At 58.0% G+C, this 25495-nt stretch carries 23 protein-coding genes, 1 tRNA gene and 1 riboswitch; of the genes, 9 read left to right on the forward strand and 15 right to left on the reverse strand.

What is annotated here, in order from left to right:
* The first annotated feature begins 64 nt into the window (after positions 1 to 64).
* Both IG617_RS16180 and IG617_RS16185 read left to right on the forward strand, forming a co-directional pair.
* Positions 65 to 709 (forward strand): S24 family peptidase, encoded by a 645-nt coding sequence (locus IG617_RS16180; RefSeq protein ID WP_192110298.1) that lies wholly within the window; start codon positions 65 to 67, stop codon positions 707 to 709.
* 24 nt (positions 710 to 733) lie between these two features.
* Positions 734 to 1666 carry a thermonuclease family protein gene (locus IG617_RS16185; RefSeq protein WP_192110299.1) on the forward strand — a complete coding sequence of 311 codons (933 nt, stop codon included), beginning with the start codon at positions 734 to 736 and terminating at the stop codon, positions 1664 to 1666.
* On the opposite strand, the gene IG617_RS16190 is transcribed toward IG617_RS16185, so the two are convergent.
* Both IG617_RS16190 and IG617_RS16195 read right to left on the reverse strand, forming a co-directional pair.
* Positions 1620 to 2168, reverse strand: coding sequence for a YigZ family protein (locus IG617_RS16190; protein ID WP_192110300.1), 549 nt, complete (start codon positions 2166 to 2168; stop codon positions 1620 to 1622). The genes IG617_RS16185 and IG617_RS16190 overlap by 47 nt on opposite strands.
* 5 nt (positions 2169 to 2173) lie before the next feature.
* On the reverse strand, positions 2174 to 3274 hold the full coding sequence (locus IG617_RS16195) for a 2'-deoxycytidine 5'-triphosphate deaminase (protein ID WP_192110301.1): 1101 nt from the start codon (positions 3272 to 3274) through the stop codon (positions 2174 to 2176).
* 198 nt (positions 3275 to 3472) lie between these two features.
* A riboswitch (SAM riboswitch) is annotated at positions 3473 to 3552 on the forward strand.
* A 41-nt stretch (positions 3553 to 3593) separates the two neighbouring features.
* Here IG617_RS16195 and IG617_RS16200 point away from each other — a divergent pair.
* Positions 3594 to 4796, forward strand: a complete 1203-nt coding sequence (locus IG617_RS16200; RefSeq protein WP_192110302.1) for an O-succinylhomoserine sulfhydrylase — start codon at positions 3594 to 3596, stop codon at positions 4794 to 4796.
* On the opposite strand, the gene IG617_RS16205 is transcribed toward IG617_RS16200, so the two are convergent.
* Positions 4797 to 5405 carry a LysE family translocator gene (locus tag IG617_RS16205; RefSeq protein ID WP_192110303.1) on the reverse strand — a complete coding sequence of 203 codons (609 nt, stop codon included), beginning with the start codon at positions 5403 to 5405 and terminating at the stop codon, positions 4797 to 4799.
* 125 nt (positions 5406 to 5530) lie between these two features.
* Between IG617_RS16205 and IG617_RS16210 the strand changes: the two genes are divergently transcribed.
* Positions 5531 to 6415 carry a LysR family transcriptional regulator gene (locus IG617_RS16210; protein ID WP_192110304.1) on the forward strand — a complete coding sequence of 295 codons (885 nt, stop codon included), beginning with the start codon at positions 5531 to 5533 and terminating at the stop codon, positions 6413 to 6415.
* Here IG617_RS16210 and IG617_RS16215 read toward each other — a convergent pair.
* Positions 6412 to 7029, reverse strand: coding sequence for a CDP-alcohol phosphatidyltransferase family protein (locus IG617_RS16215; RefSeq protein WP_192110305.1), 618 nt, complete (start codon positions 7027 to 7029; stop codon positions 6412 to 6414). The two genes, IG617_RS16210 and IG617_RS16215, sit on opposite strands and share 4 nt — an antisense overlap.
* Before the next feature lie 165 nt (positions 7030 to 7194).
* On the opposite strand from IG617_RS16215, the gene apaG reads away from it, so the two are divergent.
* Positions 7195 to 7587 carry a Co2+/Mg2+ efflux protein ApaG gene (gene apaG, locus IG617_RS16220; protein ID WP_192110306.1) on the forward strand — a complete coding sequence of 131 codons (393 nt, stop codon included), beginning with the start codon at positions 7195 to 7197 and terminating at the stop codon, positions 7585 to 7587.
* On the opposite strand, the gene IG617_RS16225 is transcribed toward apaG, so the two are convergent.
* On the reverse strand, positions 7584 to 7988 hold the full coding sequence (locus IG617_RS16225) for a hypothetical protein (RefSeq protein ID WP_192110307.1): 405 nt from the start codon (positions 7986 to 7988) through the stop codon (positions 7584 to 7586). The two genes, apaG and IG617_RS16225, sit on opposite strands and share 4 nt — an antisense overlap.
* Before the next feature lie 129 nt (positions 7989 to 8117).
* Positions 8118 to 8531, reverse strand: coding sequence for a tellurite resistance TerB family protein (locus tag IG617_RS16230; protein ID WP_153771022.1), 414 nt, complete (start codon positions 8529 to 8531; stop codon positions 8118 to 8120).
* Between the two features lie 218 nt (positions 8532 to 8749).
* Between IG617_RS16230 and IG617_RS16235 the strand changes: the two genes are divergently transcribed.
* Positions 8750 to 10408 (forward strand): lysine--tRNA ligase, encoded by a 1659-nt coding sequence (locus IG617_RS16235; RefSeq protein WP_192110308.1) that lies wholly within the window; start codon positions 8750 to 8752, stop codon positions 10406 to 10408.
* A gap of 71 nt (positions 10409 to 10479) precedes the next feature.
* On the opposite strand, the gene IG617_RS16240 is transcribed toward IG617_RS16235, so the two are convergent.
* Together IG617_RS16240 and IG617_RS16245 are read right to left on the reverse strand one after the other, a co-directional pair.
* Complete coding sequence (locus IG617_RS16240) at positions 10480 to 11388, reverse strand: ion transporter (protein WP_338110004.1); 909 nt, start codon at positions 11386 to 11388, stop codon at positions 10480 to 10482.
* 84 nt (positions 11389 to 11472) lie between these two features.
* Positions 11473 to 12270: an ion transporter gene (locus IG617_RS16245; RefSeq protein ID WP_192110310.1), complete on the reverse strand. Its 798-nt coding sequence runs from the start codon at positions 12268 to 12270 to the stop codon at positions 11473 to 11475.
* 206 nt (positions 12271 to 12476) lie between these two features.
* Between IG617_RS16245 and IG617_RS16250 the strand changes: the two genes are divergently transcribed.
* Positions 12477 to 12550: transfer RNA gene (locus tag IG617_RS16250), tRNA-Gly, on the forward strand.
* Here the strand turns inward: IG617_RS16250 and IG617_RS16255 are convergent.
* Positions 12539 to 14389 carry a glycosyltransferase family 2 protein gene (locus IG617_RS16255; RefSeq protein ID WP_209008555.1) on the reverse strand — a complete coding sequence of 617 codons (1851 nt, stop codon included), beginning with the start codon at positions 14387 to 14389 and terminating at the stop codon, positions 12539 to 12541. The genes IG617_RS16250 and IG617_RS16255 overlap by 12 nt on opposite strands.
* An 85-nt stretch (positions 14390 to 14474) precedes the next feature.
* Here IG617_RS16255 and IG617_RS16260 point away from each other — a divergent pair, with 85 nt between their 5' ends.
* A complete protein-coding gene (locus IG617_RS16260) occupies positions 14475 to 15329 on the forward strand; it encodes a transporter substrate-binding domain-containing protein (RefSeq protein ID WP_209008556.1) in 855 nt (284 codons plus the stop codon).
* Here IG617_RS16260 and IG617_RS16265 read toward each other — a convergent pair.
* Complete coding sequence (locus IG617_RS16265) at positions 15323 to 16132, reverse strand: sterol desaturase family protein (RefSeq protein ID WP_209008557.1); 810 nt, start codon at positions 16130 to 16132, stop codon at positions 15323 to 15325. The two genes, IG617_RS16260 and IG617_RS16265, sit on opposite strands and share 7 nt — an antisense overlap.
* 146 nt (positions 16133 to 16278) lie before the next feature.
* On the opposite strand from IG617_RS16265, the gene IG617_RS16270 reads away from it, so the two are divergent.
* Positions 16279 to 16941 (forward strand): alpha/beta family hydrolase, encoded by a 663-nt coding sequence (locus IG617_RS16270; RefSeq protein ID WP_192110312.1) that lies wholly within the window; start codon positions 16279 to 16281, stop codon positions 16939 to 16941.
* A gap of 28 nt (positions 16942 to 16969) precedes the next feature.
* Here IG617_RS16270 and IG617_RS16275 read toward each other — a convergent pair whose 3' ends face one another.
* The 5 genes from IG617_RS16275 to IG617_RS16295 all read right to left on the reverse strand — a co-directional run bounded on the left by IG617_RS16275 (position 16970) and on the right by IG617_RS16295 (position 25075).
* The gene (locus IG617_RS16275) at positions 16970 to 20371 is read right to left on the reverse strand and encodes an efflux RND transporter permease subunit (RefSeq protein WP_192110313.1); all 3402 of its coding nucleotides are present in this window, start codon (positions 20369 to 20371) and stop codon (positions 16970 to 16972) included.
* Between the two features lie 11 nt (positions 20372 to 20382).
* Positions 20383 to 21777: an efflux RND transporter periplasmic adaptor subunit gene (locus IG617_RS16280; protein WP_192110314.1), complete on the reverse strand. Its 1395-nt coding sequence runs from the start codon at positions 21775 to 21777 to the stop codon at positions 20383 to 20385.
* Between the two features lie 179 nt (positions 21778 to 21956).
* Positions 21957 to 22934 carry an Hsp33 family molecular chaperone gene (locus IG617_RS16285; protein WP_192110315.1) on the reverse strand — a complete coding sequence of 326 codons (978 nt, stop codon included), beginning with the start codon at positions 22932 to 22934 and terminating at the stop codon, positions 21957 to 21959.
* Between the two features lie 12 nt (positions 22935 to 22946).
* A complete protein-coding gene (argF, locus tag IG617_RS16290) occupies positions 22947 to 23876 on the reverse strand; it encodes an ornithine carbamoyltransferase (protein WP_192110316.1) in 930 nt (309 codons plus the stop codon).
* Positions 23873 to 25075: an aspartate aminotransferase family protein gene (locus IG617_RS16295; protein WP_192110317.1), complete on the reverse strand. Its 1203-nt coding sequence runs from the start codon at positions 25073 to 25075 to the stop codon at positions 23873 to 23875. Before IG617_RS16295 ends, argF begins: the two co-directional genes overlap by 4 nt.
* Between the last annotated feature and the right edge of the window lie 420 nt (positions 25076 to 25495).

Consider the following 25495-nt stretch of genomic DNA (forward strand, 5'->3'; position numbering starts at 1 on the left):
GACGAACATAATCCGGAAAAGGGATTTATTCCTGTTAACCAATGATGAACCGGAGGCGAAATTCATGCTGTCGCATGCGCAAGTCTGGGCTGCCATAGACGGACTGGCACGACGCAATGGACTGTCTCCGTCCGGACTGGCCAAGCGCGCCGGTTTGGATCCCACCACGTTCAATCCCTCCAAGCGCTTCGCAGGCGATGGCCGCGCGCGCTGGCCCTCGACAGAGTCGCTGGCGAAAATCCTTGAAGCAACGGGCGAACCCCTGAAGCTCTTCGTCGCCGAGATCCAGGCTCCGAAAACACTAGAAAGCGAAGGCGAGCCAGGACGGCAATTGCCGCTGACCGGACTTGCCGAGGCAAGCGGCGAAGGATCCTTTGATGATCAGGGTGCCCCCCAAGGCAAATCCTGGGCGCAAATGGCGTTTCCCGATCCCAAGGCCAAGGGACTTTTCGCCCTCGAAGTGAGCGGTGACGCCATGCTGCCGCTTTACAGGGATGGCGATATCATCATCGTCGCGCCAGAGATGGCGCTTCGCAAGGGCGACAGGGTTGTCGTGAAGCAGCGTCGTCAATCGCTTTCGGTGCTGATGTTGCAGCAACGCACGGAAACTGCGATGGAGTTTCGTCCTCTTGACCAATCCCTGCCGTCCATTCGAATGGAGCACGGCGACATCGACTGGGTCGGGCGCATCATCTGGGCCAGCCAGTAGGCTTCTAAAGCTGTCGGAGATCGCATGGCACTGCGCCAACTTATGATTCCACTGCTGCTGGTTTGCCTTTTCGGTGCCGCGGTTGCCTGGCTCATGTTGGCAGAGCCACCGGCCGTACCTGAGCGAACAGCCAAGGCTCAGCTGCCTGCCCGGGAAACTGAGGAAGAGCCGACTACATCAGCCACGATTTCGGAGGCCCCGACAACGGCGGCACCGCTTCCAAACGAAATCCGCAATGTCTCACCTGAAGGCGTCACACCGCCCAGGATCACCGGCGTCCTGACGCGGGTAGAACCTTCGGAGACCTATCAAAAGCTCAAAGACCCACCTGTTGAACCAATCCCTCGTGGTCCGTTGCAACTGCACAGGCCTCGTGTTCCAGCTGCTGGAATCTTGATCACAGACGACATGGTGGTTCATCTTGCCCATGTGACCGCCTTGAAGGCCGACGAGACCTGCGTTTCGCGCCTTGGAGGGCAGTGGCCGTGCGGTGCGCGCGCGAGGACCTCCCTTCGCGGCTTGGTCCGGCTTTTCACGATCACTTGCGAGAAGGTCGATGAAATTGGCCCACGGGAGATTTCCGCAGTCTGCTATCGGCGAAAGACCGACCTGGGCGCGTGGTTGACCGAATACGGTTGGGCGGATGCCGACGACGGCGCACCACAAGCCTATCAGGAGCTTGCCAAACAGGCCCGTGAGAAGAAAATCGGGAAATGGCAGTCCGAATGGCTTTCTGAGACCCTCGGCTCAACTGCAGAAACAGACTTTTCAGACAATGCGGGGCTTGAAGCGCTTTTGCCAAGCCTGGCTGAAACAGATCCGCCCCTTTCTGGCGACGCGCCGTTCAACCCTTTCGATCTGCCTGAAAGCGATCTTGAGACGCTGCCGGGTCTCGCACCCAACCCTAATTCTATAGAGCCTTCAGTGTCTCTTCCGGGCCTTCAACCAGCAAGATGACACCGGTCGCTGTGTACTCGCGGCTTACGACGGTCAACGACAGGCCGGAGACACGTCGTTCGAGCTCAGAGCCTTCGGCGAAGGTCGCCTCCACGTTTTTTCGAGCAATCTTCACAAAGGGGACCAACGAGGCATGGGCAATCGCGTCACTTGCCGCGCCGGAGTAGCCGCGGGCGAGACCGCCACCGCCCAATTTGATGCCACCGAAATAGCGAACAACGATCACCGCAACTTCGATCAGTTTGGCACCTTGCAACACTTTCAGGGTCGGCATGCCAGACGTGCCTGACGGCTCACCATCATCCTTGCCGCTCTCCTCGACACGCCCATCGTCGAGAAGATGCCGGTGGGCCGTTACAAAGTGATTGGCTTTGCGATGCTCCTTGCGCAGAGCATCCAACCGGTCACCAAATTGCGCGTAGGGGACCAGATGTGCCAGGAACCTGGACTTGCGATCTTCGAGCGCACCACCAGCTTCCTGGTCAATCGTCAGGTAACCCATGGCGGTCAGGTTGGCGTCTTGAAGTGCTTCGAAAGCTTCAACGCCTGGCCCTGGTAGTTGGAGCCTATGCCCTCGCCATAGAGCTGCGCCGGCCGCTCGGCCATCTTCTCATAGACCAGGCGGCCCACGGTCTGGCCGTGTTCCAGAATGAACGGGACGTCGTGAGAGCGAACTTCGAGCACGGCACGCGCGCCAACGCCCCCTACTCCCGCGTGACCAAAGCCAGGGTCAAAAAAGCCTGCGTAGTGGACACGGAATTCGCCGACCAACGCATCAAAGGGCACCATTTCCGCTGCAAAGTCAGGTGGAACATGCACAGCTTCCTGGCTCACGAGAATGTAGAATTCATTCGGATCGAGGATCAGTTCTGCCGATCCACGCCGGTAGATCGGCTCCCAGAAATCGAGCGGCTCCTGCGCGCCGGGCTTGTCGACATCGATCAAACCAGAGTGATGCTTTGCGCGATAGCCGACAAGGCTCCCCTCGCCTTTGCCCTCCAGATCGATGGACAATTGAACGCCGCCGCCGATGCGCTCGTTCCCGCCGCTCATGAGAACGTTCGTCCGGTGCACTTCTTCCAGATCTGCATCACTGACCAGAGATGCGCCGACGCGAAAGCGGATCTGACTGAGGCGTGACCCGGCACGGACCAGGATCGGAAAGGTCAGAGGCGAAATTTCCGCGTAAAGCGGACCGTTGTAGCCCGCAGGAACTGTGTCAAACGCAAGGCCCCGATCAGTGATCACCCGGGTGAAGACATCAAGGCGCCCAGTCGAGCTCTTGGGGTTCGCCGTGGCGGAGATCCCCTTGGGCAGCGCAAGGTTTTCCTGAAGGGGCACGATATAGACGCAACCGGTCTCGAGAACCGCACCATCGTTCAAATCGAAGCGATGCAGTTTCAGGTTTTCCAGCTTCTCCATGACAGTGCTTTCCGGCCCAGTCAGGAAACTTGCGCGAACACGATAGGCAGAGTGCCCAAGACGCAAATCAAGGCTGGCGGGTTGGATTTGTCCGTCGACCGGATCAGCCTCGGCGAAGATCGTTCCTTCCTGGAACATTTTCTCGATCGTATGCGCCGGCAAAATGCCTGTCGGTGTCTGCGTCATGTGTCGTCCCGCAAAAAAGCCGTCTGTCTCTTGCTAACGTGCTTAGCGGATTGAGCCTACAACGCCAACAGCCCTCAGCCTTATTCTTTGCCTTGCCGGAGCGGTGAATGTCGCAGGGCCACAGAATGAACCGATCCGTGCGTCAAAGGTAGTTTGGTTCCCGGCAATTGACGAAACTGGGCTTTTGACGTATCCACGATGTGGATCTGTGGTGATTTGGGCCGGCCGGCTTGCAGCCACATTAAACAAGTAGCTAAAACGGTCGGGTTGCAGAACCCCGGCCCGAGGCCGGGTTTTTTGCTTTTTGGAGTAACTTTCGATGACAGACCACGAAACCAAAACCAGCCGCTCCTTGCGGCCCGCGACGCAGCTCGTTCACGGCGGCACAACGCGCTCACAACACGGCGAGACGTCAGAAGCCCTGTTCCTGACGCAGGGCTTTGTCTATGGCTCAGCAGAAGCAGCTGAAGCGCGTTTCAATGGTGAAGACCCCGGTTTCGTTTACTCCCGCTACGCTAATCCAACTGTCGCGATGTTCGAAGACCGCATGAAGATGCTGGAAGGGGCAGAGGCCGCACGCGCCACGGCCTCCGGCATGGCGGCTGTGAACCTGGCCTTGATGGCTTCCGTGAAGGCCGGCGATCATGTTGTCGCCGCCAAGGCGCTATTTGGCTCCTGCCGTTACATCGTCGAAACCCTGCTGCCGCGTTTCGGCGTTGAATCGACCTTGGTCGATGGTACGGATCTGGACCAGTGGAAGGCGGCCGTAAAGCCGAATACAGCGGCTCTCTTTCTGGAGAGCCCGACCAACCCGACGCTTGAAGTCATTGATATAGCCGCCGTTGCCGAGATCGCGCATTCGGTTGATGCACGGCTTATCGTCGACAATGTCTTCGCAACTCCGATGTTCCAGTCGCCTCTGAAACTTGGCGCGGATGTCGTGGTCTATTCGGCAACCAAGCACATAGACGGCCAAGGCCGCTGTCTTGGCGGTGTGGTTCTGTCCGATGAAGAATGGATCGTTGACGAGGTGATGCCTTTCGTCAAACACACCGGTCCGCATATGAGCCCCTTCAACGCGTGGGTGCTTTTGAAGGGACTTGAAACCCTGCCACTGCGCGTCGGACGCCAAACATCAAGCGCCAGCAAGATTGCGGATTTTCTGGCGCAGCAATCCTCCGTGAGTCGGCTGATTTATCCGGGGCGCGATGACCATCCTCAGGCGGACGTCGTCAAGAAACAAATGACAGGTGGCTCCACGATGCTTGCCTTCGAGATCGAAGGCGGCAAGGACGCGGCCTTCCGCTTCACCAATGCATTGGAAGTCATCAAGCTTTCCAACAATCTGGGTGATGCGAAAAGTCTGATCACTCACCCGGCGACGACAACACACCAGTCACTCGGCGAGGAAGCCAGGGCAGAGCTCGACATCTCGGACGGGCTGCTGCGGTTGTCCATCGGCCTCGAAGACCCTCTGGACCTCATCGAAGACATTGAGGCAGCGCTTCAGGCCATTTCCTGATCAAGAAAGTGACAGATACCCGGCGGCTCCAAGCAAGGCAGAGCCGCCGGTCCGGTTCAGGGCTGTGGGGTGCTGGCCCAGAAACTGCAGAAATTTACGGGCTGTCAGCGCGTAGAGCATCACCCAGCTGAAATCGAGAACAGCCATGGTTGGGCACATGGCAACAAGTTGCGGCCATACGGGTAACGTCGGATCCAGAAACTGCGGAAAAAACGCGCTGAAAAACACAAGCGCCTTTGGATTTCCCAGCGCGACAACAAATCCACTCGAAAACAGGCGCAAGCGGCTGCCCTCTTCCACGATATCTATCGACACAGCGGCTGCCGGGCGGGCGCGCAGCATTTTCACACTCATGTAGACAAGCGCCGCAACTCCAAACCACTTGATCACCTGAAAAGCCACCGGTGAAGTTGCGATTACGACACCAAGGCCAAGTGCAACAATCGTCATTTGCAGCATGTTCGCTGAGATGTCGCCAAGGGCGGTGAAGATGGTCCTGCAGGCCCCATATTTGAGCGCATGAACCACACCGAGCAAAATGCTTGGCCCGGGTGTCATCGTCAGGATCAAGGAAGCCGCGACAAAGGCCAGCCAGATTTCGAAACTCATTTTATTTATCCGGAAACATCGTTTGAGAGGCCTCCGGTCTAGGATTTTCGGCAGCCATAGACTAATAACTCTAGGTTATGGAAAATAAGGATCTCATTCTCGAATCTCCAGAGCGTGAAATACCCATGTCGGTTGCGCGCGGACTTGTCCTGATACAGGAACGTGGCAGCGTATCTGCAGCCGCACGCGAGTTGGCAATTAGCCAGCCCGCCTTGAGCAAGGGCATTGCCCAGCTTGAGAAACGCCTTAATTTGACGTTGCTTCGCCGCGGCACACGCCCGCTGGAACTCACCGAGGAAGGCTCGGCGATCGCACTTTACGCCTTGAAGGTAGATCAGCTTCTAGGTTCCACTCTGCACAGCCTGGAGGAACGCCGCCGCAACAGGGTCGGCGTCGTACGCGTCGGCTCCTCGGGCGCGTCTGCAACGACCCATATCCTGCCAAAGGCTCTGCGGCGATTTCGGCAGGCTTATCCGGACATCGGTGTCGAGATCCTGGAATACACAGATCAGGCGCTGCTTTCGGCCTTGAGGGACGGGCTCGTTGACTGTGGTGTGATGTCGAACCCGCGCGAGCGTGATCTTGAGGTTCTTTCGATCGCCTCAGACGAACTGGTCGCGCTTTTGCCAGAACACTCGGATCTCGCAGAGGCAGGATCGGTCACCGCAAAGGCACTTGGCAAGGAGCCGTTTATTTTCACCAAAGGCGGCAGTGGTCCCTTGGTGGACAAATGGTTCGCAGACGCCGGGATCCGCCCCAACATCGTCCATTCGATCCTTCAGGTGACGTCGATAGCGTCTTGCGTTCGGGCCGGTCTTGGCAATTCGATCATCGCTCAGCTCGCCGTGCCGGAGAACTTTGGCGGTCTCAAGGTCGTCCCTCTTTCACCAACCGTTCGGCGCGATATCGTCTACGCGCGCGAGCCGAACGGGTTCCGCTCGCGCGCCTCAGAGATATTCTGGCGCTTCTGTGAGTTGTCGGCTGAAAGCGCTAATCCGCCAGGGGACTAGCCGGGGGTCTCGCGCAGGGTGCGCACGGCGATGATTACGCGAGCACCGGCCGAGAGCACACAGACCGCGGCAAAGCTGTAGGCCAGCACCGGAAAGCCCGCTGGCCATAGGCACATCAAACAGAAAAGAGCGATCGTCTCTCCGCCTTCCGCAAGTCCACCGAGATAATAGAGCGATTTGGATCCCTGCTTGTCCGTTTCAAGACCCCGCTTTTCTGCCATGATTGCATAAGCAAGAAAGGCCGATCCATTGGCATAGAAGCTGAACAGAAGGGCTGCCGCCGGCAAGGCATTTCGGCCCGGGTCAGCAAATGCAAAGGCGATTGGAACGCTACCGTAGAAGAAGAAGTCAAAGACGATATCCAGATAGCCACCAAGATCTGTCTTGCCGTTGACCCGAGCAACCGCGCCATCCAGTCCGTCACACAATCTGTTTAACAGCACGAAGAGCAAGCCAAACAGGGGGCCGACCCATGCGATCGCACCTGCTGCGGCTATCGCAAACCCGAAGCCAACCATGGTGATCTGGTTCGCAGTCGCGCCAGAGCGCGCAAGACGCGACCCCAGCATTTCCAAGGGCGGATCAATCAGAGTGCGAAGTCGAGCGTCGAACATTACGTTGTTGATCCTGCTGAAACAGATTGTGCTTCACCCCTAAATGCTGAATCCGAGACGCCGCTGCAAGCTGATCCCTTTCACGGATGCGTCAACCACTCTATAACCTGCAAAAATTATGCGCCGGCGAGTCCGGCACAAAACAGGTGATCAGAGTTGTCAGACATGTATAGAGCCACCACCAACGGTATCGAGGTTGCGGTAGAGCCGTTTTATCTGGACGATGAGTCTGACCCGGAAAAAAGCCACTTCGTCTGGGCTTATATGGTCGAGATCCGCAACGACACAAATGCGCCAGTCCAATTGCGCACACGCTACTGGAAAATCATGGACGCGATTGGCCGTGTCGAGGAGGTGCGAGGCGCTGGGGTCATCGGCGAAGAACCCTGGATCGAACCAGGCGAAACCTTCGAATATTCCTCAGGTTGCCCGCTGAAGACCAAGTCCGGCATCATGCAGGGAAGCTACGGCATGGTGCGCGAGGACGGCAGCATGTTCGATGCCGCGATCCCCGCCTTTTCCCTGGACCTGCCTGATGAGATCAGAAGCTTGAACTAGGCGAAAACCGCGACCGGCGTCGCAAAACCCATAATCACGCCGCCCAGATACCACCTGGTTTTTCGCGCTTGTCTGAAATTAAACAGCACATAAACGACCATTGCGGCGAAAACCAAATAGGCGAACAGGCCGACCAACCCGGCGCCCAGGACGGTGGAGTACATTTCTATGCCGTCCAATTTCGAACGGGCATAGTTTGCACCTGAAAATGCGACGAGAAGTTTCGCGACAACGCTCGAAAGCCAGCCCAAGGCCGCGAAGCCAATTCCCGAGAGCTGACTGTTGTTAGCCAGACCGTCGTGAACCGCTGCGTCTCCAGCACTGTTTGGGGTACTAGAATGATTGTTCTGCCCAGCATTTTGCTGAGCTTGCCCACGCCGTCCAAATTGCTTTTTTGCCATCACCACCACCCAAAAATGCATTTATCAACTACACATCTTTAGGCTGCGACGCCTAATCGACGGTAAAAATACGCATCTTGGGTAGCGGTTTTACGAAAAACCCGGCGCGTGCCGGAATGAACCCGCGTATCAGGCCTTCTTGAAGCGGGCAATTGCGCCGCGCTCAATGGCGGCCGTCGTCAGCTTGTCGAGATTGAAGCGATCGCGCAGCAGCTGCAGAATGCGCAATTCTTCTTTGGAAACGCCAAGGTCGGCAGCTGCCACTTCAACCGCAAGCGCATAGCCCGTGTCAAAGAGATGAACCGGAAGCGTGTCCGCGATCAGATCGAGAACTTCGGCGAGGCCATTTTCAGCCTGCAAACGCTCACCGCAGCGCTGAGCTGCCGGCAGAACATTCGCCGGATCATAGTCGGCAAATACAGGAAGCGTCTTTGCGACTTCCCCCATCGTTGAGAGTTCGCTGTCGGTCATGGAACTGTCGGCCGCGGACATGATTACCATGACGTAGACGAGGGCTTCCTGAATGCTGATCGTATCGTTCATCGTGTGAATTCGCCTTTCCTGCGGCTATTTTCCGGGTAATTTCTACCACGCAGCGAGAGGTAGCCCTTTGTGCCTTTACCTTCAAGGCGCAAAGGGAGATATCGACATTGACGGAAGCCCGCGGCTTTTCTAGTGTCGCGGCGCTTCCTGCAGGTCAGAAATGACCTTGCGCGTCAGAAGCTTTCGAATTTCCAAACAAGCAGAACGAACCCCAAATCATGACCGACCGATCCCTGCCACCGCTTGACCTATCGCCAGAACTCGTCGCAGCGGCCCACACTTCTAAAGCCTGGCCGTTCGAAGAGGCGCGAAAACTGGTCAAACGGATCGAGAAACGGGATCCATCGCGTCCGGTTCTGTTCGAGACCGGCTATGGCCCCTCGGGCCTGCCCCATATCGGGACCTTCGGCGAAGTCGCCCGCACCACCATGGTGCGCACGGCGTTCCGTCTTCTGACCGAAGACAAGATCCCGACGCGCCTCCTGTGCTTCTCCGATGACATGGACGGCATGCGCAAGGTGCCGGACAATGTGCCGGACAAGTCCGCCCTGGAGCCGTACCTGCAGATGCCGCTCAGTGTCGTGCCGAACCCCTTCGGCAGCGAACACAAGAGCTTTGGCGATCACAACAACGCCATGCTGCGCCGGTTCCTTGACACTTTCGGCTTCGACTATGAATTCGCAAGCGCGACCGAATACTACAAGTCCGGCAAGTTCGACGAGATCCTGCTGACGGCCGTTGCCCGCTACCGTAAGCTGATGGACGTCATGCTGCCGACGCTTGGCGAAGAACGTCAGGCGACCTACAGCCCGTTCCTGCCGATTTCACCGACCTCCGGCCGCGTGCTCTACGTGCCGATGAAGGATGTCAACGGCAAGGACGGCACGATCACCTTTGAGGATGAGGACGGCACGGATGTAACCGTTTCCGTCACCGGCGGGAATGTGAAACTGCAGTGGAAGCCCGACTTCGGCGCCCGCTGGGCCGCCCTTGGCGTCGATTTTGAAATGTTCGGCAAGGACCACGGTCCGAATATGGCTCTCTACGACAAGATCTGTGAGGTTCTTGGCGGCGATGCTCCGGATCATTTCGTCTATGAGCTGTTCCTGGCCGATGATGGCGCGAAGATCTCCAAGTCCAAGGGCAACGGCCTGACCATCGACGAGTGGCTGACCTACGCCCCGACCGAGAGCCTGTCGCTCTACATGTTCCAGAAGCCTAAGACCGCCAAGAAGCTCTATTTCGACGTGATCCCGAAGGCCGTGGACGAGTACTTCACCTTTGCGCAGAAATATGACGCGATGCCGGTGGAGCAGAAGCTGCAGAACCCGACCTGGCACATTCATTCCGGCAAGGTACCGGAGATCGATCTGCCGGTTCCCTTCGCGATGCTCTTGAACCTCGTGTCAGCCTCCAATGCGGAAAACAAGGATGTGCTTTGGGCCTTCATCACCCGTTACGCTCCGGGTGTGACGGCTGAGACCCATCCGCATCTGGACGAGCTGGTCGGCTATGCGATCCGCTACTTCGACGACTTCGTGAAACCGAACAAGTCGTTCAAGACACCCGATGATGTGGAGCGCGAGGCTTTGGAGAAGGTCGACGCATCTCTTGCTGCCCTGCCCGCGGATGCGGACGGCGCGGTCATTCAGGATGCAATCCTCGATGTTGCCCGCAAGATCGAACGCTATCAGGATCCGAAAAAGAAGAGCCCGGATGGTGGCCCCGGCGTGTCCGTGGTCTGGTTCCAGGCACTCTATCAGGTGCTGCTTGGTCAGGAACGCGGCCCACGCTTCGGCTCCTTCGTCGCTCTTTACGGCATCGACGAAACCCGTGCTCTGATCGCCAAAGCCCTTGCCGGCGAACTCAGCGTCTGATCTGACTTTTCATCTGGGACAATCGAAAGAGCGGTGCCCGGCGCCGCTCTTTTTCATTTTCAGGCGTGAGGCTATCGCGGGAAACGCCTCTGGCTCTCGCGGTAGTGCGCCATTTCCTGCTTGAGCTTTTCGATCTGCTGCAGAACCCGCTCTGTCTCCCGGCGGATCAGAAGTCGTTCGGCCTCCGCCTCAACGGCGATTTCCTCGCTCACCAACTCACTTTCCAGCCGCATCAGGCGCATCTCGGAAAGATCCTCATCAATCTCTTCCTGCTCGATTTCAGTTTGCACAAGCTCGGCAAAAGACAAACCCAACAGCGGATTGATCAGAGCAACGAGCAAGATCGTCCAAAACAGACAGACCGGGAGCCAGACGAGCGGATCGCGCTCAGCCAAGGCAAACAGCTCATACCAGGGCGCAAGGTCGGACAGGCACAGACGAAAAAGGGTTTCACACGCCCGGATGAAGCTGCCGAATTCGACCGGATGTTTATGGCCGAGCAGATCCACTGCCAAGACGGCCACTGCACAGACCCCTGAAACCAAAAGGCCGAGCGAGAGCAGTAACTCCCGCAGCAGACGGCCGCACCAACGGAACACAAAGGCAGGAAGGCGCCAGCGAGCCACGACATCTGGCCAGCCAATGATGGCCACCAAGCGAAAGACAAGGATCGCCGGTGCATTCAATCCGATCGCAAGGACGGCGATGCTCAGATGATAGAGGTTCCAGTGCCAGCGGAAAAAACGCAAACCTTCCAGCAGAAAGCGGAGCAGAAGCTCCAGTGCCACGACGACAAGAATCGCGCCCTTCAGGAGTTGCCATAGCTCCGCAAGGTCCTGCCCCTCCGCCCTTTCGCCTCTAAAAACAGACGCCAACACCAAGAGCACGAGCGCCAGCAGCGTGAGGCCTAACCCCAGGCGTTCTAATCGATATCGCTCGTCCCATGATAACCTTCGCCACCCCATCGCCGTCTCCCGCATCTCTCCCTCTCGAAAGGGGACGCATGAGCGGGCGGAAAATGACGACCGCCGAGACGTTTTCTATCGGGTAAGCAACATCCGGCCTTACCGTCCCTGTTCCTGACTGCGTCTGAATTCCGCCATTTCGGCACGCAACTCGCGAACCTCTGTCAGGATATGCTCGGCTTCCGTGTGAATGGCCTTGCGGTCTTCATCGGCGGTGTGCTCGTGCTCCTCCTGCATGGCGGAGACGATGATACCGATAAACAGGTTCAACACCGTGAAGGCCGTGCACAGGATGAAAGGCACGAAGAAAAGCCAGGAATTCGGGAAGACCTCCATCACTGGGCGCACGATGCCCATGGACCAGCTTTCCAGCGTCATGATCTGGAACAGCGTGTAGATCGACCGGCCAAGATTTCCGAACCATTCCGGAAAGGCCTCGCCGTAAAGCTTGGTCGCCATGACGGCAAAGACATAGAAAACCAGTGCCATCAGAACCACGATAGAGCCCATGCCGGGCAGCGCGGAAACCAGCCCGCCGATGACCCTGCGCAGCGACGGCACGACGGAAATCAGACGCAGAACACGCAGGATACGCAAAGCGCGCAGCACCGCAAATGGCCCGCTCGTCGGGACGAGGGCAATGCTGACGATGATGAAATCGAAGAGGTTCCAGGGATCCTTGAAGAAGCGAAACCCGTTGGCCACGATCCGCAGGCTGATCTCCACGACGAAGACCATCAGGATGAAGCGGTCGAAGCCCGTCAACACGCCACCGAGCGCTTCTGTGGCGGCTGTGGAGGTTTCCAGGCCCAATGTGATCGCATTGATGACAATCAGCCCTACGATGGCCAGTTCCCACTCACGCGATCCCGTGAGCGCCTTCAATTTGTCGCGCATGCCGTGGTTCACCCTGTCGTTCGATAGCGGGAGCAAAATCGAGGTGAAAATGGCGGTTGATGTCCGTGAGCGCAAGGGTGGATATGGCTTTCCACCCAGCTCCCCGCGCCGACATGGTGCGCACTCAATCGACATGAGGAGAACAAAGACCGGAGAAATGCTTCACCTTGACAGCGCGGCCATCAAAGGCGCACAAAACCTCGCATGCGGGTGTAGCTCAATGGTAGAGCAGAAGCTTCCCAAGCTTAAGACGAGGGTTCGATTCCCTTCACCCGCTCCAATTCGTTTTGCCTTTCCCGCTTTTGACCCGCTGCCGGGACAAGCCATGTTCGGTCTTGTTCCACTCGAAGGGCTTGACGGCGAACTCCCAAACAGCCCGGTAAAAGGCCAGGCTGGTGAAGAGCCAATAGACCGGCAGCAAAGCTATATCGGAGAAGTTCGGCCGATACCCGCGGCGCCTGCCGGCACGCAGTGTGGCAAAAGCTGCGCCGATGTATCCAAACAACGCACCGCAGGTACATAGCGCCAGGTAGAGTTCACCGGCGAAGCCGTGGCTCGACGGCCACGGCAGCAAACCCGAGACATAGCCAAGACACGCAAGTACCACGAAGGGGTGGAGCGCCATCATGACAAAGCTTCCCCCGATCATGGAAGATATGGCCATAAGCCGTGTCAGGCCGATTTCCTGACAGGTGCGCCCCGGGTCGCGCAGATGAACGCAAAGGGTTTGCAGCCAGCCCTTGTACCATCTGGCTCTCTGGGATAGCCAAGCGCGCCATTGCAGCGGCGCTTCCTCGTAAGTCGTGCTTGGCAAGACACCGCAAATGTAACCGAACCTGGCAAGGCGAATGCCCAGATCAGCATCTTCTGTAACGTTGTATTTGTCCCAACCGCCGACACTATCGAGGATGGATCTGCGGAAGTGATTTGAAGTTCCTCCGAGCGGGAACGGCCAGGACAGCTGGTGAAACCAGGGAATAAGCTGGTCAAAAAGGCAAGCGTATTCAAGCGCATACTGCCGCGAGAAAAAGCTCTCATCGAAATTGTCGATGGCAAGCCTGGCCTGCAGACAGGCCAGTTCCTTGGGGCCGAGCGAAAAGAAGAGAGCCGCCTTCTTCAGCTGATCGGGCTGCGGCTGATCCTCTGCATCGAAAATCGTGATGAACTCGCCTTGCGCGAGTTCAAGCCCATAGGCCAGGGCCCGCGGTTTTGTTCTTGGAAACCCGTCGGGCACGACCACAACATGCATATGAGGATCGAGGTGGCCCGCGAAGGCCTCGCGCGTCTCCTTGTCCTCTTTCTCCAGAAGGAACTTTATCTCGAGCCGGGAGGTCGGATAGTCCAATCGGCGAAGCCCCTCCACAAGCTCGGGAACAATCCTGGCCTCGCGATAGAGCGGAACGAGGACCGTATAAGCGGGCCACCGGATCAACGGGCTCGTGAGCGCAACTGGCAACACCAGATCGAGACTGTCATCTTCGGTCGCTCGTGCGCTTTGCCAGCGCGCGAGACCGGTCAAGACGCAGGCCATGGAAAAGAGTGAGGAGAGGCCATAGAACAAGACCGCTTTTGGCATCAAAAGGCCGACCAGAAACGCGAGAAACGCAACCGCAAACGTCACGAATTGCGTCCTTGAAAAGCGAACCTTCGCGCTGAACTCGGGAAACCTGCTTTCCAGGTCGCCGGAGGGTGCATTCATCACAGTGCTCGCGTGACGTATCGCACTCGGTGTCGAGATCCGGATCTGGCCGGCCAAATCGGGAAACTTCTGCAGGTGCGCCCTAACTTGCGTAAACTGCGAGTACGCGGGCGCAATGACGTAGTGGGGGCTGGTTGCACTGACGCCGACCAGCAGAGGTCCGTTGTCCAGACTTCCAAGACCGAGCGGTATGCTGTTTACAGATTGCGGACGAAACCCCATTTCGGGAACAAACGGCACGCCGCAATGTTCAGCCAGCGCGCTGTAGATCGCAGCTTCCGAAACGATTGCCCGTTTGACCAAGTACTCGGCAGCGGAAATACCGATTTTCTCTGCCTCTCGCCGTGCGGCGCTGAGAGCGCTGTCTGCGATGCCCCGCTGTCGCAAGATCTCCAACTCGCCTGAATAGGACTCATGCACTACCATACCCCCCGAGCAGCCAGAGGACCGGTGCGAGTCGTACTTCCCCTAAACACGCAACAACCCCTGAGGGACATTTGGCCACATGAACGTTATGCGCGCAATAGTTTATGTCGTTCCGGCATTTCTATCTTTAATTGCACTCATTCATCCGAGCCACGCGACCGAGCCCGCGACCGATGATCCGGTGGTGCCCAGCTTCTGGAACCCCAAGGGCGTCTATGACCGTCCGAACAGTTTCCCGGAAAAGATACAGTTCCTTGCGAGCGATGACTTTCCGCCGTTTGTTTTCCGCGATGCCAGTGGCCGCCTCACAGGCTTCAACGTCGACCTCTCGCGGGCGATTTGCATAGAGCTGGGAAGCTCGTGCTCTTTAAGGATCAAGGAATTTGAAGCATTGGTGCCGGCACTGGTTGAAGAAGAAGGAGACGCCATCATTGCCGGTCTGGCGCCCTCCCCCGGCTTATCCGAGCAGCTGAGTTTCTCTGCGGACTACCTGAAACTGCCTGCACGTTTCGTGACGCGCAAGGCTGAGAATGCGCCCTTCGATGAAACAGCCATGGACGGGGTCAAGATCGCCGTTGAGGCCGGGTCACGTCATGAACGCTTTGCGCTCAAGTTCTGGCCGGAGGCACTGCTTCTCACCTACCCGGATCTTTCAAAGGCACGTCTCGCCGTTAAAGACGGCAGAGCGGATGCGCATTTCGGCGATGGCCTGGCCCTCTCAATCTGGATCAACAGCGAAGCATCCCAAAATTGCTGCACCTTTGCCGGAGGTCCATGGTTGGAGCCGGGGTATTTCGACACCGGTCTGTCGATTGCCATGCGCAAGCAGGACATAGAGCGAGCGGAAGCCATTGACTACGCACTGCGACAGCTTGCTCAAAAGGGTACGTTTCGCGAGCTCTATCTTCGTTATTTTCCCCTGAGCTTCTACTGACGCCGGGACCTCAGCGGACGGAATGGCAGCATCAAGCTCCAGGGCAACTTGCGAGCCCCAGCCGTCATGTCATCGGAGAGACCGATGGTCATACCAAGATGCCCCTTGGCCGGTTGATCGATATAGGTGCGAAACAATCTGTCCCAGATCGAGAGGTTGAATCCGTAGTTTGAATCTGTCTCCACCCAGTCAGCAGAGTGGTGTACGCGGTGCATGTCGGGCGTCACGATGATCAGCCGCAGGACAGCGTCAATCGGCTTCGGCAGGGTTACATTGGCATGATTGAACATCGCTGCTCCATTGAGAACGATCTCAAACACGAGAACAGCCTCTGGCGGCGCACCGAGAGCGACAATCAGCAATCCCTTCCAGACAAATGACAGCAGGATCTCCAGCGGGTGGAAGCGAAGTGCCGTTGTAACGTCCACGTCTCCGTCCGCATGATGCACCTGATGCATGCGCCAAAGAAGCGGCACCTTGTGCGCAGCCCAATGCTGAAACCAGACAGCGAAATCAAGAACAAGAAATGCGGCGACGCCGACAAGCCATCCTTGCCAGCCAAATGCGTTGAACAGACCGAGATCATTGGACTGAGCCCAGATCGCGAGACCGACGCCGCTGATCGGGAAAATGAGCCTTACGAGCACTGCGTCCAAAACAACGATCGACCAATTTGTCGGCCAACGAGACAGGCGACCAACAGACAAATCTCTCCGTGGCAGCAGAAGTTCGGCGACCGACATCACCAAGAAGATGCTCGAGAAGGCCAGAAGGCGGACGGTTCCGATATCCAGATCAGCCATTTCCAGTTTACCTGTCCCGTTGCTGTCGTTGACCACTGACCGACAGCCATTGAAGTTGCGCGTGAAACATAATACGCCCGACCAAACTTTTCAGGTCACACTTTGTCACTTCCGACGGACCTTTAGACGAGACGGATCGCCACACCATGTCCGAAATGCTCTGGACTCAGCCAGAAACGCCGCCGATTGCCACCTTGCTGCTGGCCCACGGCGCGGGCGCCGCCATGGATTCAACGTTCATGACCCGGCTCGCCAACCACCTCGCAGAGGAAGGCCTGGCAGTGGCCCGTTTCGAGTTTTCCTACATGGCCGCAAGACGCACTGGCGGCTCAAAACGTCCACCGCCCAAGGCGGAAAAGTTGATCGGCGAATTCCAGACGGCGCTTCAAAAGGTCCTCGGTGAAGCAAAAGGACCAATCCTGATTGGTGGCAAGTCCATGGGTGGCCGTGTCGCGGCCATGCTTGCAGGAGGCTCTTCGTTGCCAGCGCGTGTGCTTGGGGTCGCCTGTTTCGGCTATCCTTTTCACCCGACCGGTAAAGCGGACGCAGAATGGCGCCTTTCTCCACTCGAAGAAGCAAAACGCCCTGTTCAGATCCTGCAAGGCGAGCGGGATCCATTTGGTTCCAAGGCTGAAGTTGACGCAGTCACATTGCCGGAGAAGGTCTCTGTCCACTACCTTGAGGATGGCAACCACGACTTTGGCCCCCGCGGCAAGTCTCCGGCGACGCTCGACGGCAACATCACAGAAGCTGCGAAGGCCACGGCCGACTTTGCCAAAGCACTGATCCAGGGGCAGACCGGCCTCTGAGCTTTTCAGCCCGAGGTGCGCCCACTCATCATTCTGCCGGTGCGATGTCCGTCGAAGAGGAAGCAGTTGGCGGCTTCCCTTCCTGGCGCCGCAAAAGAACAATCCCGGAGAGATCATCGCCGACCTTCAAGAGCGCCGGCACCAGCATGAGAACCAGCACGGTTGCCGTCGCCAGACCAAAGACGATGGTGATGGCCATCGGCAACAGAAACTGTGCCTGAAGGCTCGTCTCGAACATCAGCGGCAGCAATCCACCCACCGTTGTGAGGGAGGTCAGGAAGACCGCCCGCAGACGGTCGCAGCTCGATCGAATGGCGGCTTCGGTGACGTCCTCACCGGTCGCCCGGCGTTCTTCAAAGCGGGCAACCAGAATGATCGAGTTGTTCACCAGGATACCCGCCAGCCCGAGCAGACCGATCAGGCTCAAGATGGTCACGCTAAAGCCCATCAGATAGTGGCCCGTTATGGCGCCAACGATCCCAAACGGAATGATCGACATGACCACGATGGGGCGTGCGTAACTCGCAAAGATCGCTGCCAGGATGATGTAAATGCCTGCAACGGCCATTGCCACGCCGGTCATCAGATCGTTGAAGGCGGTCGACTGCTCCTCCGCCTTGCCCGCAAACGAATAGGTCAGCCCGTATTCGTCGGCAAGCGCCGGCAAAAATGACTTGCTGAGCTCCTGAATGATCTCGGTGTTTGACGTGATCTTGCTGTCGACGTCGGCCACGACCGTCACGACGGTCCTACCGTCCCGACGCAGGATCACGGAGAAGCCCTGAGCATCAGTCAGCTGCACGACTTCGGTCAGCGGAACGAATTCTCCGGCGCTAGTGCGCAGTGACAGGCGCCTCAGGGTCTCGCTGCCGCCGCTTTCCAGATCCTGCTTCACGCGCAGCGTGACTTCTTCGTCCCCTTCCGCGAACCGGCGCGCGATCCGTCCCTCGAAGGCATTGCGGATCTGACGGGCAGCACTTTCCACGGAAAACCCGAGCGCACGGCCGCGCGGTGTCAGTTCGATCAGGAGTTCCGGTTTGCCGTAGGGAAGATCATCGGTGACGCCACTGGTTCCTGGAAAGCCGGAAAGCTCTTCCTGCAGCTCGATGGCGGCAAACTTCAGATCCTGAAGAGGTGCGCCGGTCAAGCGAATATCAAGGTCCCTCCCGGGAGGTCCTCCTCTCCGCTCGGCGATCGCAATTCGCGACGCGCCAGGGATCTCGGGAACGGCACTTCGCCAAGCCTGAACAATCTGCGGCGTTCGTATCGTCCGCTCTTCAGAAAGCGTCAGCTGGACATTGATATTGGCGACATTGTCGCCGCGGTTATTGCCGCTCTGCCCCAGTGTCACATAGCTCGCAACAACCAGCTTTTCGCCAGTCTCGGCGGTGATATTGGTTTCGGCCTGCCGCAGGGCAGCCTCGATGCGGGCGACGCTGTCGATCGCTTCGGCCTCAGGAATACCTGCGTGGAAGAAGATCGAGGCGGTCAGGTTTTCAGCTTCGGGTGAGGGAAAGAACGTGAAACCAACACGCCCGCCGCGCATCAAGCCCGCCGCCATGATCAGACAGGCAATGGCCAGAGCCAGAGTGACATACCGCCAGTTTACAGCAAGACGGACCACACCATGGAAAGGATTGTCCCGGAACCAATCGAAGCCGGCATCAAAGCTTCGCCGGAACCAACCCGGTGTCCCCTCGACGTTTTTGCCAGCTTTTCGCCTGCGCAGAACCTGCAGGAGAGACTCCACGGCGACCGCGACGGCAAAACAGATCACGATCAAAACAAGCTCGAAGCCGAAACCACCCGCCAGATCGTGAAGTCCGCGCAATGGTACAGCGATGGCATCAAGATAAGGCGGCACGGACAGGTCCGGCCGGCTCGCAAGCCCGGAAAGAAACAATGCCGGAGCTCCGGCCAAGATGACCACCCGCCACCAAGTCCAGCCGGAGCGGCTGCCAAGCGCATGTGCAAGGTGCCCGGGCAGGATGAAAAAACACTCGATTAGAGATGCTATGACAACGGAGACGACCACAACCGGCAAAGTGCCCATGATCTGACCGAGAACGTCGCTGATCAACAAGATGGGCAGGAATGCCGCAACCGTTGTCGCGCCGGCGGCGATGACCGGCGCCAGCATCGTGTTGGCGCCCCTGATCGCCGCCTCATCCGGCGTGTCACCAAGCGCCAGACGCGTCGCCGTATGCTCGCCCACCACGATGGCATCATCAACAATCACACCAAGCATCATGATCAAGGCAAAGAGAGAGATCATGTTGATGCTCTCGCCCGCCAGCCACATGATCCCGAGCGTCGCCATCATGGCGACAGGGATGCCCATTGCGACCCAGAGTGCAATGCGGGCGTTCAAGAACAAAAACAGGATGCCGACGACCAGGACCAGACCGCTAAGTCCGTTCTCAACCAGGAGAGAAATTCGGCCTTTAACCGCGTCCGCTCGGACATCGTACTTGAGGATTTCCAGCGTTGGAGGCAGCTGCGGGCGGATGTCTTCCAGATACTCATCAAGAATAGCTGCGGCCTTGAGCGTGTCCGTCGCTTCGACCCTCAGGACATCGATCTCGATCGCACGTGTGCCATTCGAAAACCCCTGAAGGGCACCATCCTCGAAATCCGGATAAACGCGGCCGATGTCGGCAATCGTCGTCTTTTCACCGGACGCGAGCGACTTGACCTCGATACGGCCAATGCTCTCGGGCGATTTGGTTTCCGCCATCGCCCGGATCTGACGCTCAACCGATCCGTTAAGGCTGCCGGCAGGAATGTCGACTGTGTTGTCCGCTACCAGGTCGGCGACGTTGGAAACGGTCAGATCGAGACGGCGAAGTTCGCGCTCCGGGATCTCGACCACATATTCGGGAGCCCGGTAACCGCCGAGCTCGACCTTGTCGATCCCACGGGCAAGCAGATCGTCGCGTATCTGGCGTGCAAATACCTTGAGGGCCTGCTCTGAAAAGGGACCGCGAATGGCAAGAGTTGCGACACTGTCGGTGAAGGTGGACGCAGAGATCACAGGGGTCTCGGAATCCTCGGGCAAGGTGGTGACGCCTGCCACCGCCATCTCGACATCCGAGAGCGCGGTTTGCATGTCAGAGCCTTCAACGAACTCCAGCATGACCGTCGCTGCGCCCTCGCGACCGTAGGAGACGATTTCATCGACGCCATCAATAAAGCGAAGTTCGGGCTCAATCACCTCGAGGATGTTGGAGGTGACATCCTCCGCGCTGGCCCCGGACCAGCTGATGGTCACTGTCACACGGTCCGTCTTCACAGTCGGGAAGAACTGGGTGTTCAGCTTGGAAAGACCAAAGGCACCAAACAGAACCATGATGACCATGATCAGGTTGGCAGCGTTTGGATGTCGAACGATGGTCTGAAGGAAACCGCGGGGTTCAGCATGAAGCGGCATGACGTGATCCCCTAGTTGTTCGCTGTGTCGGTTTGGCTTGAATCAGCCGTGCCCTGACTTTCCAGAGGGCGGACCAGGAGGCCCTCACCGGCCTCCGGCACTCTGGTTGCCAGCACCGTTTCGCCGTCGCTCAGATCACCCTGGACAAGAATGAAGCCTGAATCGAAAGCCAAGGCTTTGACCCGCCGTTCGACCAGGCGGTTTTCCGCGTCGACGACATAGACCTTTCCTTCGCCGTAGAAGGCGGCCTCGGGGATCCGGAAGCTGCCGGAATAGGTCTGATCGGGCACCGTCACTTCAACAAAGGCCCCCGGTCGCAGGGGTGTCTGCTGCGGCGTCACATCGATCATCGCGAAAACATCGACGCCGCCGCGCGTGCTGGCAACATCGGCTCCCACCCGGTCAATCTCCGCCGTATAGAGCAAGGGCTGATTTCCCAGGAACCACTCGAGCTCAGCCTGTCGGCCGACAACTGTGCCGCTTTCGGCAACAAGGCGGCCATACTGATTGTCCGAAAGAGTGAAACGAACTTCCAGCTCATCACTGCTGTAGATCGAGGCCACGACATCATTTGCGCTCGTCAGCCGGCCAACCTGAGCGGCTTCAGAGCGAACGATGGCGTCGAAGGGCGCCTTCAACACGGTGTTGGCCAGCTTGCGCACGGCGTCCTCCAGACGCCATTCCAGCCGCTCGATTACGGCCTCCTGCTGCTCAACCTTGGCTTCTTCCAATGCAAGCGTGTTGAGTCTCTGCTCGAGACTTTGCTGGCGCTGGGACACAAGCAGATTTCTCTCGTCGACCGTGCGTTCGGTCACAGATCCTCTTTCGAGAAGATCCTGAGCACGTTCGAGATCCTTCTGGGCGAACTCCAGCTGCTCTCGCGCGCGAACCACGTTGGCCTTTTCGAGCTCGACACGCCCGCGGTTTTCAACCTGTCCAGCCTTTGCCTCAGCAAGATTGGCCTTGGCTTCCGTCAATGCGCCTTCGTATTCAAACCTGTCAATTGACACAAGAACGTCGCCCTTGGCGACAATGCCACCTGCCTTCAGCTCGTCATTGACGGCGACGATTTCGCCAGCAACGAGTGCTCGAAGGTCCACCTGACGCCCGGCGGTTACCTCGCCGTAGACGCTTATGGACGGGGTATAGTCACCCTGCACGATGGTGGCGGTTTCGACGGCATAGGACTTCTCCGTGACCGGACGCTTGGCGACCTCCGGTTTCGTGTTCACGAGATAGTTCATGCCCTTGAAGGCGGCGAAGAGCACCAGAAAGGCGAGCACGGCTTGAAGGATTGCCTTGGCGATCAGCTTCGCGCGACCCACTGACGGCTTGGGCGCCGGCATTTCCGCATATTCTACGGGTGCCTTCTTCTCGCTGTCGCTTTGTTCAACAGACTGCAACATGAAGATCCTTCCGACTGGGCTCACCCAAGTTTACGGCGCGGAGGGCCTCTTGGCTCATCCCGCACCGCAAAAAATTCGATCCCCCGATATTCACGGCTTATGCGCCTTTGGCAAGACCGCAATTTGTGTCGCCTCGTCGCAGGAATGCTATCGAGAAATATTTAGAAATAAATCTGGTATCAGATCTCGTCGAATTCGTAGCTTGCACTACAAAATTCGCACTTCACGACGATCTTGTCGTCAACGGTCATCTGATCAACTTCTTCAGCGCTGAAGCTTGTCAGAATGCCTTTGACTTTTTCGCGCGAGCAGCTGCATTGGTCTGCAATCGGCTGCGGGTCAAAGAGCCGGACACCGCGTTCATGGAACAACCGAAACAGCAGCTCCTCCACGCTTACGGACGGGTCCGTTAACTCGACGTCCTTGACCGTGTCGACCAGAGCCTTGGCTTCAACCCAGGCATCATCTTCATCGATGATGTGTACGTCGGCTCCGGCCGGTGCATCGCCTGGATCCAGATCGGGCTGGCGCATGCGCTCGGGAGCCTCGGGCAGGAACTGCACCATGACACCGCCTGCGGTCCATTTATGGTTGGGACCGCCGCCTTGCGTGCGCGTATACAATTCACCGACAGCAAGCCGGACTTCCGTCGGGATCTGCTCCGAGCGCGCGAAATAGCGTCGTGCAACCTCTTCCAGCGAAATGCCGTCGAGTTCAACCAGGCCCTGGTAGCGCTGCATATGCTTGCCCTGATCGATGGTCATCGCGAGATGGCCACGACCGAGCAACCGCTCCGGTGTCGCCGCTCCAGCCTCGATCACTGCTGCGACCAACTCCTCATCGAAAGTTGCACATGCACGAATCGCCTCGGGCGACGAGAAATCGACCACAAGCATGGACACCGGTCCATCGGTCTGGGTTTGCAGGGTGAACCGCCCCTGAAACTTAAGCGAGGTGCCGAGCAGGCTGGTCAGGACGATCGCCTCTGCAAGCAGACGCGAGACCGGTTCGGGATAGGCATGCCTTTCCAGAATGCTATCGACCACCGGTCCCAGGGTGATCGCACGCCCACGCACATCCAGCCCCTCGACCGCAAAAGGACGCACGGCGTCCTGCCCAGCCGGGGTTACACCGAATTCCGATAAATCAAATGCCACGCCTTATGCCTTTCACACAGCGTTGAAGCACCAGGCGAGAATGCCCTTCTGTGCATGGAGACGGTTTTCCGCCTCGTCAAAAACCACCGAGTTCGGGCCGTCCATGATCTCCGATGTCACTTCCTCACCGCGGTGTGCGGGCAGGCAATGCATGAAGAGCGCGTCGGGGTTGGCTTCTGACATCAAACGCTTGTTGACCTGATAGGCACTCAGAAGATTGTGTCGACTCTCCGCATCGTCGTCTCCCATGGAAACCCAGCAGTCGGTCACGACACAATCGGTGCCCTTTACTGCCTCATATGGGTCGTCCGTGACGAGAATCGAGCCCCCATCCTTGCGTGCTTTTTCGATGAGGTCTGCGGGAGGTGCCAGTTCGGACGGGGTTGCGATGCGCAACTCGAAATCGAACCGAGGAGCTGCATGAACCCAGGACGCCAGAACATTGTTGCTGTCGCCGGTCCAGGCCACCGACTTGCCCTTGATGTTGCCGCGATGCTCTTCGAAGGTCAGCAAATCCGCCATGATCTGGCAGGGATGAGATTCTTTCGTCAGGCCGTTGATCACAGGCACAGTGGCATTTTCAGCCAATTCGCACAGCTGATCGTGATCGAGGATACGAATCATGATCGCGTCAACGAAGCGCGACAGGACTTTGGCGGTGTCTGCGATCGTTTCGCCGCGCCCAAGCTGCATTTCCGCGCCGGTGAGCATCAAGGTCTCGCCGCCGAGTTCACGCATGCCCACATCAAAGGAGATACGCGTACGCGTCGACGGCTGCTCGAAGATCATGGCAAGCACTTTGCCTGCAAGCGGGCCGACACCGCGATGGACGCCGTTGCGCTTGCTCTTGATCCGCTTGCTGGCGTCAAGAATGTGCCGCAACTCGTCGGAGCTGACTTCGGTCAGATCAAGAAAATTCCGCGACAAACCGGTGCTGGTCATTCTGCCGCTCCCTCAAGTGTCATTTTTTGTTCCAGTGATTGAGCAGCAGCTTCAAGCCGTGCAACGGCTTCGGAGATTTCCTCCTCGGAGATCGTCAGCGGCGGCATGATGCGCACGACATTGTCTCCTGCAGGAACGGCCAGAAGTCCGTGCTCGCGGGCCATGGAGACCAGTTCAGCCACAGGAACGACGCACTTCAAGCCCAGCATCAAACCCGTGCCACGCACGTCGGACAGAACCTTTGGATGGTTATCGACCAGTCCGGCGAGCTTCTGCTTGAAACTCAGTCCTTTTGACTTGACCGCATCGAGAAACTCATCCGCGAGGATCACGTCGAGAACAGCGTTGCCCACTGCCATGGCGAGGGGATTGCCGCCAAACGTCGTTCCATGAGTGCCCGGCACCATGCCGGCAGACGCTTCTGCAGTCGCGAGACATGCGCCCACGGGGAAACCGCCGCCGATGCCTTTCGCAATTGCCATGATGTCCGGGTTAACGCCGCTCCATTCATGGGCAAAGAGCTTTCCAGTCCGGCCCACGCCGGTCTGGATTTCGTCGAAGATCAGCAGAAGGCCTTCGTCATCACAGATCTTGCGCAGCTGACGCAGGAATTCCGCCGGCACTTCACGGACACCGCCCTCGCCCTGGATCGGCTCAATGGCGATGGCAGCGGTCTGCGGGCCGATCACCTGCTTCAGCGCCTCGAGATCGCCCGTGGGCACCTGGTCGAAGCCTGGCGCCTTGGGACCAAAGCCTTCAAGGTATTTGGCCTGCCCGCCAGCCGCGATCGTCGCAAGGGTACGGCCATGAAAGGCGCCCTCGAACGTCACGACATGAAAGCGCTCCGGATGACCTTGATCATATTGGTAGCGCCGCGCTGTCTTGATCGCCGCTTCCATGGCTTCCGCACCCGAATTGGTGAAGAAAACCCGATCAGCGAAGGTAACATCTGCAAGACGACGTCCGAGACGCTCCTGCCCGGCAACCGGATGCAGGTTCGAGACATGCCAGAGTTTTTCCGCCTGGGTCTTGAGCGCCTCCACCAGGTGCGGATGGCTGTGCCCAAGCGCATTGACGGCGATGCCGGAGCCGCAGTCCAGGAATCGTCGGCCATCGCTCGCCACCAGCCAGACACCTTCCCCATGATCGAACTCCAGGCCCGATCTTGCGTAAGTTCCAAACAGCGCAGACGCCGACATTACTCTTTACTCCTGTGGAGAGACTAAACTTCTGATAAGCGCACCAGGCAATCCTGGCTGTTTACGCCGGGAACAGGACCCGCCCCCAAAACGAAACATGCCGCCCGGAAGGCGGCACGCGCATATCAGAATTGCTTATACACCCCTTCCACTCTTTGCTGTCAATGCAATTGGCGGGTTTCCGCCAATTCCGGCAGCGTTCCCATAGGGATGGCTATTCTGGGGAAAAGTGGGTTCATCCCCATCTCAATGGCCTGCCAACCTTGCCTCAACTTTTCGCGCTATTGTAGTCTTCAACCCGTCGGATACGACATCTCGTGCGACAAATCACTTAATGGCACTAAATATGCCACGACTGGCACGCATGCACGTGCCTTAACACCAGGTTAATGCCTCGTGGCTATTGGCCACAGACCAGAC

It is taken from the genome of Roseibium polysiphoniae (genome assembly GCF_014842925.1).
Classification (GTDB): domain Bacteria; phylum Pseudomonadota; class Alphaproteobacteria; order Rhizobiales; family Stappiaceae; genus Roseibium; species Roseibium polysiphoniae.

Excerpts from the sequence above, each read along its gene's own strand:
- IG617_RS16280 (WP_192110314.1), bottom strand. The coding sequence starts at position 21,777 with ATGTTGCAGTCTGTTGAACAAAGCGACAGCGAGAAGAAGGCACCCGTA.
- IG617_RS16275 (WP_192110313.1), bottom strand. The coding sequence starts at position 20,371 with ATGCCGCTTCATGCTGAACCCCGCGGTTTCCTTCAGACCATCGTTCGA.
- IG617_RS16185 (WP_192110299.1), top strand. The coding sequence starts at position 734 with ATGGCACTGCGCCAACTTATGATTCCACTGCTGCTGGTTTGCCTTTTC.
- IG617_RS16295 (WP_192110317.1), bottom strand. The coding sequence starts at position 25,075 with ATGTCGGCGTCTGCGCTGTTTGGAACTTACGCAAGATCGGGCCTGGAG.
- IG617_RS16265 (WP_209008557.1), bottom strand. The coding sequence starts at position 16,132 with ATGGCTGATCTGGATATCGGAACCGTCCGCCTTCTGGCCTTCTCGAGC.
- IG617_RS16260 (WP_209008556.1), top strand. The coding sequence starts at position 14,475 with ATGAACGTTATGCGCGCAATAGTTTATGTCGTTCCGGCATTTCTATCT.
- IG617_RS16215 (WP_192110305.1), bottom strand. The coding sequence starts at position 7,029 with ATGTTCGACGCTCGACTTCGCACTCTGATTGATCCGCCCTTGGAAATG.
- IG617_RS16180 (WP_192110298.1), top strand. The coding sequence starts at position 65 with ATGCTGTCGCATGCGCAAGTCTGGGCTGCCATAGACGGACTGGCACGA.
- IG617_RS16205 (WP_192110303.1), bottom strand. The coding sequence starts at position 5,405 with ATGAGTTTCGAAATCTGGCTGGCCTTTGTCGCGGCTTCCTTGATCCTG.
- IG617_RS16200 (WP_192110302.1), top strand. The coding sequence starts at position 3,594 with ATGACAGACCACGAAACCAAAACCAGCCGCTCCTTGCGGCCCGCGACG.
- argF (WP_192110316.1), bottom strand. The coding sequence starts at position 23,876 with ATGACCAGCACCGGTTTGTCGCGGAATTTTCTTGATCTGACCGAAGTC.
- IG617_RS16190 (WP_192110300.1), bottom strand. The coding sequence starts at position 2,168 with ATGGGTTACCTGACGATTGACCAGGAAGCTGGTGGTGCGCTCGAAGAT.
- IG617_RS16240 (WP_338110004.1), bottom strand. The coding sequence starts at position 11,388 with ATGCGGGAGACGGCGATGGGGTGGCGAAGGTTATCATGGGACGAGCGA.
- IG617_RS16245 (WP_192110310.1), bottom strand. The coding sequence starts at position 12,270 with ATGCGCGACAAATTGAAGGCGCTCACGGGATCGCGTGAGTGGGAACTG.
- IG617_RS16195 (WP_192110301.1), bottom strand. The coding sequence starts at position 3,274 with ATGACGCAGACACCGACAGGCATTTTGCCGGCGCATACGATCGAGAAA.
- apaG (WP_192110306.1), top strand. The coding sequence starts at position 7,195 with ATGTATAGAGCCACCACCAACGGTATCGAGGTTGCGGTAGAGCCGTTT.
- IG617_RS16230 (WP_153771022.1), bottom strand. The coding sequence starts at position 8,531 with ATGAACGATACGATCAGCATTCAGGAAGCCCTCGTCTACGTCATGGTA.
- IG617_RS16210 (WP_192110304.1), top strand. The coding sequence starts at position 5,531 with ATGTCGGTTGCGCGCGGACTTGTCCTGATACAGGAACGTGGCAGCGTA.
- IG617_RS16225 (WP_192110307.1), bottom strand. The coding sequence starts at position 7,988 with ATGGCAAAAAAGCAATTTGGACGGCGTGGGCAAGCTCAGCAAAATGCT.
- IG617_RS16270 (WP_192110312.1), top strand. The coding sequence starts at position 16,279 with ATGTCCGAAATGCTCTGGACTCAGCCAGAAACGCCGCCGATTGCCACC.
- IG617_RS16235 (WP_192110308.1), top strand. The coding sequence starts at position 8,750 with ATGACCGACCGATCCCTGCCACCGCTTGACCTATCGCCAGAACTCGTC.